The sequence below is a fragment of the Pedobacter sp. UBA5917 genome, from assembly GCF_002432345.1.
GTDB lineage: Bacteria > Bacteroidota > Bacteroidia > Sphingobacteriales > Sphingobacteriaceae > Pedobacter.
Map to the genome: position 1 here is coordinate 1 of NZ_DJDT01000271.1, position 10,638 is coordinate 10,638.

At 41.3% G+C, this 10,638-nt stretch carries 6 protein-coding genes, 1 tRNA gene and 1 other RNA gene; 5 read left to right on the forward strand and 3 right to left on the reverse strand.

All coding sequences use genetic code 11. The features are described 5' to 3' along the window. Positions 1-110: 110 nt before the first annotated feature. Positions 111-183 (reverse strand) — tRNA-Lys (locus B2V92_RS18350). 182 nt (positions 184-365) lie between these two features. On the opposite strand from B2V92_RS18350, the gene B2V92_RS18355 reads away from it, so the two are divergent. The 3 genes from B2V92_RS18355 (at position 366) to B2V92_RS18365 (ending at position 3,544) form a co-directional block, all read left to right on the forward strand. Further along, positions 366-1,484 (forward strand): formylglycine-generating enzyme family protein, encoded by a 1,119-nt coding sequence (locus tag B2V92_RS18355; protein ID WP_293310902.1) that lies wholly within the window; start codon positions 366-368, stop codon positions 1,482-1,484. A 91-nt stretch (positions 1,485-1,575) separates the two neighbouring features. After that, positions 1,576-2,862, forward strand: a complete 1,287-nt coding sequence (locus B2V92_RS18360; protein WP_293310904.1) for a sugar MFS transporter — start codon at positions 1,576-1,578, stop codon at positions 2,860-2,862. A 175-nt stretch (positions 2,863-3,037) separates the two neighbouring features. Then, complete coding sequence (locus tag B2V92_RS18365) at positions 3,038-3,544, forward strand: D-glycero-alpha-D-manno-heptose-1,7-bisphosphate 7-phosphatase (protein ID WP_293310906.1); 507 nt, start codon at positions 3,038-3,040, stop codon at positions 3,542-3,544. 459 nt (positions 3,545-4,003) lie between these two features. On the opposite strand, the gene fsa is transcribed toward B2V92_RS18365, so the two are convergent. Next, positions 4,004-4,663: a fructose-6-phosphate aldolase gene (gene fsa, locus B2V92_RS18370; protein WP_175633162.1), complete on the reverse strand. Its 660-nt coding sequence runs from the start codon at positions 4,661-4,663 to the stop codon at positions 4,004-4,006. A gap of 87 nt (positions 4,664-4,750) precedes the next feature. Continuing rightward, positions 4,751-4,850, reverse strand: an RNA gene (gene ffs, locus B2V92_RS18375) — signal recognition particle sRNA small type. Positions 4,851-5,270: 420 nt separating this feature from the next. Between ffs and gltB the strand changes: the two genes are divergently transcribed. Beyond that, entirely contained in the window at positions 5,271-9,770 is a 4,500-nt protein-coding gene (gene gltB / locus B2V92_RS18380) for a glutamate synthase large subunit (protein ID WP_293310910.1), read from the forward strand. A 3-nt stretch (positions 9,771-9,773) separates the two neighbouring features. Further along, a partial coding sequence (locus tag B2V92_RS18385; RefSeq protein WP_293310912.1) for a glutamate synthase subunit beta occupies positions 9,774-10,638 on the forward strand: 865 nt, incomplete at its 3' end.

Sequence of the window (10,638 nt, forward strand, 5' to 3'; positions counted from 1 at the left end):
CCCCAACTTTTCCGCTTGATCCCATTAATCTGTTAATATTCAATAGAATTTCGGACCACATTTTATACACCTTAAAACGAAAAAGCCCCACATTTCTGTGAGGCTTTCTGTGATCCCGCTGGGATTCGAACCCAGGACCACTACATTAAAAGTGTAATGCTCTACCAGCTGAGCTACGGAATCTACTTTGTTTAAAAACGTTATCCGTTTCCTTTAAAGTGGTGCAAATATAGGGTTCAGATGTATTTCCTGCAAATAAAAATTCATCAAATCCCTTACTGTATTGATTTATAGGCGAATTAATTTTTTGCCTTCTGTTTTTTAAATAGAATTGATATTTTTATCGCACACATTTAAACCCCGCCATGTACAGATTTCTTTTCGTAACGCTCTTTTTGCCCTTATTACTGATCCTTTCCTGCAAATCGAAGCGCGCTACCGAAGAAGAAAAAGTAAAACACCATATGGATTCCCTAGCTTCATGCGAAAAGAATATGCCCAGCCGTTTCGGCGCGGTAAAAGATTCTTCCAGTTTTGCGGCAAATAAAGTGAGCCATGTTGGAATGGTTTTGATCCCGGCAGGAGAATTTGCCATGGGCGCTTCAGATAAAGAGGGCAGGGAAGATGAATATCCCCAGCACCGCGTTAAACTGGCTTCTTTTTGGATTGATGTTACCGAAGTTACCAATGCCCAATTTAAAAAGTTTGTAGATGCAACCGGTTATCAAACCACTGCCGAACGTAAACCTGATTGGGAAGAAATGAAAAAACAGCTTCCTGCAGGCACACCAAAGCCGCCCGACAGTGTTTTTGTTGCTGCTTCATTGGTTTTTTACCAGCCAAAAAGCGTAACAAGCTTAAATGATGCCTCGCAATGGTGGCGCTGGGTTAAAGGTGCCGATTGGAAACATCCGCACGGCCCCAAAAGCAGCATCAAAGGGAAAGAAAATTACCCTGTTGTCCATGTCTCATGGGATGATGCCATGGCTTATTGCAAATGGGCGGACAAGCGTTTACCTACTGAGGCAGAATGGGAGTATGCCGCAAGGGGCGCTTTGAAAAATCAAAAATACCCCTGGGGAAACGAAGATATCGAAAAAGGCAAGGCCAAAGCCAATACCTGGCAGGGCAGTTTCCCGGTCAAAAATACCAATTGGGATGGCTATAATAGTTTAGCTGAAGTAAAAGAGTTTAAGCCGAACGGTTATGGTCTTTACGATATGGCTGGAAATGTATGGGAATGGTGCAGCGATTGGTACCGGCCCGATTATTACACCACACTCCAGGGGCTGAGCAGCAATCCAACAGGGCCATCAGATAGTTATGATCCTATGGAGCCTACAATCCCTAAAAAAGTGGTAAGGGGAGGCTCTTTTATGTGCAATGCTTCTTACTGCAAGGGTTACCGCGTTACTTCCAGGATGAAAACATCGGTAGATACCGGACTTGAGCATACCGGTTTCAGGTGTGTAAGTTCCAATTAAATTAATTAAAAATCACGCAAACGTTTGCCCAATAGTTTATCAGATTTTATTGTTTAGTTTGGCCACGACAATTAAAACCGAACCAAACTTTATGCAACAAACAACCAAACTGGGCCAGCAGCAGGGGCCTAAGCCGCTCATTATCATATGTGCCTTATTCTTTATTTTTGGCTTTGTAACCTGGGCAAACGGCACACTCATTCCATTCTTTAAACTATCATTCGGCTTAACTGATTTACAGGCCTTTTTTGTAACCTTTGCCTCGTACATGGCTTACTTTTTTCTGGCACTTCCATCATCGTGGATCCTTAAAAAAGTAGGTTTTAAAAATGGAATTGTTCTCGGACTTGTAATTTTAGGGTTGGGATCGCTCATCTTTATACCGGCAGCATCAACACGTACATTCGGCTTGTTTTTAACCGGTATTTTTGTTCAGGGAGCTGCATTGGCTTTGCTTCAAACCGCTTCAAATCCTTATTTAACCATCATCGGGCCAATAGAAAGTGCGGCAAAAAGAATCAGTATAGCAGGTATCTGCAATAAATTCGCCGGAATGATTGTGCCGTTGATTATGGGAAGTTTGTTCCTTAAAAATGCTTCTGAAGTTGAAAAACAGATCAAAGCAGCCACTGGCGCTGTGCACGAGCAACTGTTGAATGATGTTTTAGGCCGTGTAAACATGCCGTATATCGTATTAGCCATCGTTTTCTGTCTTTTCGCAGTCTTTATCAAATTCACCGATCTGCCCGAAATTGAAGTAGAAGAAGATGTGGTAGATGAAACAAAAGGTGTAGTGGTAAAACACAAAAGCATATTCCAGTTTCCGCACCTGTTTTTAGGAGCGTTATGTATTTTCGTATATGTTGGGGCAGAGGTAATGGCCGGCGATATCATTGGCGTTTATGCCCGCGAACTGGGCATCAGTACCGAAATCAGTGGTAAATTAACTTCACTTACCTTATTCAGTATGCTTATCGGTTACATTATCGGTATTATAGCCATCCCTAAATACATTTCGCAGCAAAAAGCATTAAGGATCTGCGCCATTCTGGGCATTATATTTACCATCCTTGCTTTAGCCATTTCTAACTGGTTTGCGGTAATTTTTGTGGCACTGTTAGGACTTGCAAACTCATTAATGTGGCCTGCTATTTTCCCGCTGGGGATTAGTCACCTGGGCAAATTCACCAAAATCGGATCAGCCATTATGGTTATGGGTATTGCTGGTGGCGCTTTAATGCCATTTGTATATGCATTTTTGAAAGACAGCTTACATTTAAACTTCCAATTGGCCTATTTTTCAACCATTATGCCATGTTACCTGTACATCCTGTTTTTTGCAATAAAGGGCCATAAAGCCGGATTGAATTTAAAATAACCTAAACCAGATAGATTTTATGATTAAGCCCGGTCCATAATCAGATCGGGCTTTCTTTTGTCCTTAATTTTCAGTTATTTTGCCCAAATTATAACAGAGGTTAATCTCAAGTCTTGATTCTCATATCTCAAATCTTGATACTTATATCTCACATCACAATACTCATACCTCAAAAATGAACAAAGCTATTTTCCTCGATCGCGACGGTGTACTGAATAAAGAACTATACGATTACATCTGCCGTGTAGAAGACTTTAAAATATTAGATTACCAGATTCCTGTATTAAAAAAATTCTTCGATGAAGGTTATCTGTTAATCGTAATCACTAACCAGGGCGGCATTGCCTTAAAACGTTATAGCGAGCAGGAACTGGCCATTATGCACCAGATGTTACGAAATGCTTTTGTAGCCAAAGGAGCAGATATTGCAGGTTTTTACTACTGTCCGCACCACCCAACTGTTGGCGGCGAGTGCAAATGCAGAAAACCGGCCTCGGGCATGATACTCGATGCCATCGATATGTACGACATCGATCCTGCACAATCTGTAATGATCGGCGATAAACCACGTGATGTTGAAGCCGCAAACGGGGCAGGAGTGAAGGGCATCCTGATCGAACCTGATGAGCAGATTAATTATGATAAGGTGAAGGAAGTACTTAGTCGTGAGTCTTTAGTCTAAAGTCCACGAGATGTAAAATGGAAAAGGTAAGATGGATGATGTAACCGGCAATTTGCCCATTATCCATTTTCCATCTCACGTTATCCATAAAACCTTAATGATCTTAATTCCTTAATGGTCAAAAAGGATGTAAAACGGAAAAGGTAAGATGCTTGATGTAACCAGCAATTTGCCTGCCGACTCGTCATGCTGAATTTATTTCAGCATCTTGTGCGCATCGGAAAACCCTGAAATGAATCCGATAGCTATCGAATGAGGGTGACGATTATGTGCTGAAAATATCTTAAACGAGTCTTTAAAAGATGAATTAATGGTCGAAATCAAGTTAGAAGAATAATGTAACCAGCAATTTCCCCATCATCCATTTTCCATCCCACATTATCCATAAAAAAAATCCTAAGTCTTAAACCGGAAACCCGACTCAAGACTTAGGACTAAAGACTCTCGACTTTTAAAATATTACTTACCCGCTGCCTTAGCATGATCTGCAAGGAAAGTAGCTAAACCGCTATCGGTTAAAGGGTGTTTCAATAAACCAACAATCGCAGCCAAAGGAGCAGTAATCACATCAGCACCCAATTTAGCACAGTTTACAATGTGCAATGGTCCGCGAATTGAAGCCGCTAAGATCTGTGTTTCGTAACCGTAGTTATCGAAAATAGTCCTGATGTCTTCGATCAATACCAGACCATCGCTAGAGATATCATCCAAACGGCCTAAAAACGGAGAAACATAAGTAGCCCCTGCTTTGGCAGCCAATAAAGCCTGACCTGCAGAGAAAATTAAAGTACAATTGGTTTTGATTCCTTTTGAAGAGAAATATTTAATGGCTTTCACACCATCTTTAATCATCGGAACTTTAACCACAATTTTAGGGTTTAAAGCTGCTAAAGCTTCACCTTCTTTGATAATTTCATCAAAAGTGGTAGAAATTACCTCTGCACTTACATTATCATCAACGATATCGCAAATTGCTTTATAGTGGTTAATTACATTTTCATCGCCGGTAATACCTTCTTTAGCCATTAAGCTAGGGTTGGTGGTTACGCCATCTAAAATGCCAAGATCTTGCGCTTCTTTGATTTGATCAAGATTTGCTGTGTCAATAAAAAATTTCATGGTTATAAATTCTTAAATATTTGAGTTTTTACGGTTCAACCCTGAAGAATTTAATTCCCCCTTCAGGGGATTAAGGGAAAAGAAAAAAAAGGGCAAGCACCTTCTATCGCACCGCTACAACCTTCTACCCTTGCTATGTTCCCATCCTGGGGGAGTTCAAAGGGAGCTGGTCGTAAAAGACTTGCCCGGCCACAAAGGTAGAAAAAGAAGTTGTTTCGCGAAACGCATTTTCTTATTTTTTTATATATTTACGCTATGTTGCTGATTCATAAATTAATAAATTTTAAATGTGTATTTTAAAAAAGGCAAAAACAGCAATAAATAATCAAAAAGACCTAAATTATTCATTAATAAATTCGAAATTTATCTATAAATCATAAATTAAAACGTTTTAGGTTCAATTTCATTCAAAAAAGCCGAATTATTGTACGATATTATCATTATGAATTTGATAAATAATACGGCTTATAATTAAAAATACTTCAATTTAAAGGCTTTAAATTACATAAGGACTAAAATTTTTCTAAAAAATATATCAACTCTGTAATTTAAGAATTCTTTTTCGTATCTTAGTGTTTCCTATACACTAACAACTAACGAGCAAAGAATGGAACCAAACAGTGGATTGTACGATGCGCAATTTGAACACGATGCCTGCGGTATTGGGTTCGTTGCACATGTGAAAGGGCGAAAATCGCATCAAATCATCTCTGATGCACTTACTATTTTAGAGAACCTGGATCACAGAGGGGCAAGTGGCGCAGAACCGAATACCGGCGATGGTGCAGGTATCATGATTCAGATTCCGCACGAATTTTTTTATGACGAATGTTTAAAAGCCGGCTTTAGCCTACCAGAAACCAATAATTATGGTGTAGGTATGCTATTTATGCCAAAGGATATCAGATCCAGAGAAGAGTGCAGAGAATTGATTTACCGTGCCGCCGAAAAACTTGGCCTTGAAATTTTAGGCTTCAGAAAGGTTGATGTAGACACAACCGACATCGGTAGCATGGCCCTTTCAGTTGAACCGGAAATTGAGCAGGTATTTATTGCCCGCCCTTACGCCGTGGCACCGGGTGCAGATTTCGAACGCAAACTCTACATTTTCAAGAACTACCTGATTAAACTCATCGTGAATACCGTTCACGGTGGTAAGGATTTTTATATTGTTTCGCTTTCTGCGCAGACTATTATATATAAAGGTCAGCTTACCTCATTACAGGTACGTACATACTTTAACGACCTTACCGATAAACGCGTGGTTTCTGCGCTTGGTTTGGTCCACTCTCGTTTTGCAACCAACACTTTCCCGTCATGGAGATTGGCCCAGCCGTTCCGCTTTATTGCGCACAACGGCGAGATCAATACCTTACAGGGAAATTTAAACTGGTTCAGGGCAGGTGTTAAATCTTTTGCTTCTGCTTATTTTACACCTGAAGAACTGGATATGTTATTGCCGGTAATCGACGAAACCAACTCCGATTCGGGCTGTTTGGATAACGTAATCGAATTATTGCTCCATGCAGGCAGAACTTTACCGCACGTATTGATGATGTTGGTGCCCGAGGCATGGGATGGCAACGAGGATATGAACCCTGTTAAAAAGGCATTCTACGAATTCCACGCTACTTTAATGGAGCCATGGGATGGACCTGCTGCAATTGCTTTTACCGATGGTAAATTAATAGGTGCAACTTTAGATCGTAACGGTCTCCGTCCTTCGCGTTATGCCATCACTTCTGACGACCGTGTTATTATGGGATCTGAAGCAGGGGCATTAGCTATTGATCAGAGTACAGTGATCGAAAAAGGCCGTTTAACCCCTGGCAAGATGTTCGTAGTGGATATGGAGCAGGGCAGGATCATCAGCGATAACGAAATTAAACAACAGGTTTGTGGCAAAAGTCCGTATGCCGACTGGATCAACCAATATCAGATCCGTTTGGAAGAGCTGCCTGAGCCACGTGTAATGTTCACCGGCCTTTCAGAAGAATCTATTTTTAAATACCAGCAGGTTTTTGGTTACAGCAGGGAAGATGTAGATCTTTTGCTTAAACCAATGGCCATCGAAGCCAAAGAACCAATCGGTTCAATGGGTACTGATACCCCTCTAGCTATATTATCAAAACGCCCTCAACACCTATCTTCTTATTTTAAACAGTTATTTGCACAGGTAACCAACCCACCGATCGACCCGATCCGCGAGAAAGTGGTAATGAGTTTGGCCAGTTTTATGGGCAGCATGGGTAACCTGTTGGATGAAACACCAAAACAAGCACACTGTGTAGCCATTAAACACCCGATTTTAACCAATCAGGAACTGGAAAAACTAAGGAGTATCGATACCGGTGTTTTCCAGGCGAAAACTTTACAGACTTATTTCAGGGCCGATGGCAAACCTGGCGCTATGGCAAAAGCTTTAGACCGTTTATGCCGTTATGCTGTTGATGCTGTTGAAGATGGTTTCCAGGTAATTGTATTAACGGATAGGGCAATCGATTCTGAACATGCTGCAATGCCTTCTTTATTGGCTGTTTCGGCAGTACACCATCACCTGATCCGCAAAGGATACCGTGGTGCAGTGGGTATTGTAATCGAAGCAGGCGATATCTGGGAAGTACATCATTTTGCTACTTTATTGGGCTTTGGTGTTACAGCGATCAATCCTTATTTAGCTTTGGAAACGATCAATGGCTTCCAGGCTGAATCTGGCTTATCAGCAGAACAGTTAACCAAAAACTATATTTACGCAGTAAACAGCGGATTGCTTAAAATCTTCTCTAAAATGGGAATCTCTACCCTTCAATCATACCAAGGAGCGCAGATTTTCGAAATTTTAGGTCTGAATAAAAAAGTGGTTAATACTTATTTTACAGGTGCGGTTTCACGTATCGGTGGTTTAGGTCTGGATGAAATTGCAAAAGAAACCTTAATTAAACATCACCGCAGTTTTGGTCCGCTAACGCAAACAGAAAACTTATTGCCGGCGGGAGGAACGTACAAATTCCGCCGTAAAGGTGAAGCGCATTTGTTTAATCCGCAAACCATTCACTTATTGCAGAATGCTACGCGTAAAAACGATTACAACATTTTTAAACAGTACTCTAAACTGGTAAATGAGCAAACACAACAGGCTTATACCATACGTGGACTGTTTGAATTTAATTATAGCCGTCCGTCTGTTCCTTTAAATGAGGTAGAATCTACCGAAGCAATCTTAAAAAGATTTGCTACAGGGGCAATGTCGTTTGGTTCAATTTCTCATGAGGCACACTCAACCTTAGCTATTGCCATGAACCGTATCGGTGGAAAAAGCAATACAGGAGAGGGCGGTGAAGACGAAATGCGTTATACTAAATTGCCAAATGGTGATAGTATGCGCTCGGCCATTAAACAGGTAGCTTCTGCACGTTTTGGTGTAACCAGTTACTATTTAACCAATGCCGACGAGTTACAGATTAAAATGGCCCAGGGTGCTAAACCAGGGGAAGGCGGACAGTTACCGGGACATAAAGTAGACGACTGGATTGCAAAAGTACGTCACTCTACACCTGGTGTGGGTTTAATTTCTCCGCCTCCTCACCACGATATTTACTCGATCGAAGATTTGGCCCAATTGATTTACGACCTTAAAAATGCCAACCGTGCCGCAAGGATCAATGTTAAATTGGTTTCTAAAGCAGGTGTAGGTACTATCGCTGCTGGTGTGGCAAAAGCACATGCCGATGTAATTTTGGTATCGGGTTTTGATGGTGGTACCGGGGCTTCTCCTTTAACTTCTATCCAACATGCTGGTTTACCTTGGGAACTTGGTTTGGCAGAGGCGCATCAAACTTTGGTAAAGAACAAACTGCGTAACCGTATCGTTCTTCAAACCGATGGTCAGTTAAAAACAGGTAGGGATATCGCCATTGCAGCCTTATTAGGTGCTGAAGAATGGGGCGTTGCCACTGCAGCTTTGGTAACTTCTGGCTGTATCATGATGCGTAAATGCCATTTAAATACCTGTCCGGTAGGTGTAGCTACTCAGGATCCGGAATTAAGAAAATTATTTACCGGTGATGCTGATCACGTAGTAAACTTATTTTATTTCCTTGCTGAAGAATTGCGTGAGATTATGGCTGAATTAGGTTTCAGAACCATCCACGAAATGATCGGTCAGGCAGATATCCTAAAAGTACGCGAATTACCTGCTGAAGACTGGAAATTACAACACCTTGATTTATCGGGTATTTTATTTAAAGCAGAAGAAAATGGTCTTCCTTTATTTAACACAGAAAGTCAGGATCATGGTTTAGATCATGTTTTAGATCATAAACTAATCGCGGCAGCACAACCTGCTATAGATAATAACGAACCTGTTTTTGCAAGTTTCGAGGTTAAAAATACCGACCGTGCATTAGGTACCATGTTATCGAACGAGATTTCGAAAGTACACTTGGGTGCTGGTTTACCTCCGGATACGATCAACTTTAAGTTTGTGGGTTCGGCCGGACAAAGTTTCGGTGCTTTTAACACGCGTGGCGTAACCTTATCGTTAGAAGGTGAAGCCAATGACTATGTTGGTAAAGGTTTATCAGGAGCAAGATTGGCGATTTATCCTTTTGCAAACTCAACATTTATCCCTGAACAGAATATCATTATCGGTAACGTAGCCCTTTATGGCGCAACTTCTGGTGAATTGTTTGCCCGTGGAAAAGCTGGTGAACGTTTTGCGGTACGTAACTCTGGTGCAACTGCGGTTGTAGAAGGAGTGGGCGATCACGGTTGCGAATACATGACCGGTGGTGAAGTGCTGATCCTTGGAGATACCGGAAGCAATTTTGCAGCAGGTATGAGTGGCGGTGTAGCCTGGATTTATGACGCCAATGGAACTTTTGCACGCAAATGCAATAAAGAAATGGTTGATCTTGATCCATTGCAGGCTGAAGATGAAGAGCGTATTTTAGCTTTACTTAAAACGCATATCCGTTTAACAGACAGTAAAGTAGCTGAATTCATCTTAAGTGATTGGAAAACGCAATCGGCTCATTTTGTAAAAGTATTCCCTAAAGAATACAAAGCAGTTTTAAGCAAACGTAATCAACAAGTAAAAACACACTAGGCCATGGGAAAAGTAACAGGATTTCAGGAATACGATAGAGTTGCGCCCACAAGAGAAGAGGCTGCAACGCGTGTAAAACACTATGGGGAATTTTTAAATGAATTGCCCGCAACAGAATTAAACAATCAAGCTGCCCGTTGTATGGATTGCGGCGTACCTTTCTGCCAATCAGGTTGTCCGCTGGGCAATGTGATCCCGGAATTTAACGACGCTGTTTATCAGGGAAAATGGGAATTAGCTGCAAATATTTTATTAAGCACCAATAACTTTCCCGAGTTTACAGGTAGGATTTGTCCGGCACCATGCGAATCTGCATGTGTATTGGGTATCAACCGTCCACCGGTATCAATTGAGGAGATTGAAAAACACATCATCGAAATTGCTTTCGAAAAAGGTTTTATAAAAGCAAAAGCACCGCTGATCAGAACCGGCAAAAAAGTTGCCGTAATTGGTTCAGGTCCGGCAGGTTTAGCAGCTGCTGCTCAATTAAATAAAGTAGGGCACGAGGTTACCGTTTTCGAACGTGATGATGCACCTGGAGGTTTATTGAGATATGGTATTCCCGATTTTAAATTACAGAAAAATGTGGTAGATCGCCGTATCGATTTAATGAAAGAAGAAGGTATTATTTTTAAATGTAATGCCAACGTGGGCGAGAATGTAGAAATCGGTACTTTGTTAAGAGATTTCAGTGCAATTGTACTGGCCGGAGGTTCTACTATTCCACGCGATCTGCCAATCGACGGACGTGCTGCCAAAGGTGTTCATTTTGCTATGGATTTCTTAAAGCAACAGAATAAACGCGTTGCAAACAGGGCCGTTGAAGTGGAAGACATTATGGCTACAGGTAAAAATGTAATCGTAATCG

What these genes read in the sequence shown, in the direction of transcription:
- B2V92_RS18355 (WP_293310902.1), top strand. Translation starts at nt 366, where the DNA reads ATGTACAGATTTCTTTTCGTAACGCTCTTTTTGCCCTTATTACTGATC.
- fsa (WP_175633162.1), bottom strand. Translation starts at nt 4,663, where the DNA reads ATGAAATTTTTTATTGACACAGCAAATCTTGATCAAATCAAAGAAGCG.
- B2V92_RS18365 (WP_293310906.1), top strand. Translation starts at nt 3,038, where the DNA reads ATGAACAAAGCTATTTTCCTCGATCGCGACGGTGTACTGAATAAAGAA.
- gltB (WP_293310910.1), top strand. Translation starts at nt 5,271, where the DNA reads ATGGAACCAAACAGTGGATTGTACGATGCGCAATTTGAACACGATGCC.
- B2V92_RS18360 (WP_293310904.1), top strand. Translation starts at nt 1,576, where the DNA reads ATGCAACAAACAACCAAACTGGGCCAGCAGCAGGGGCCTAAGCCGCTC.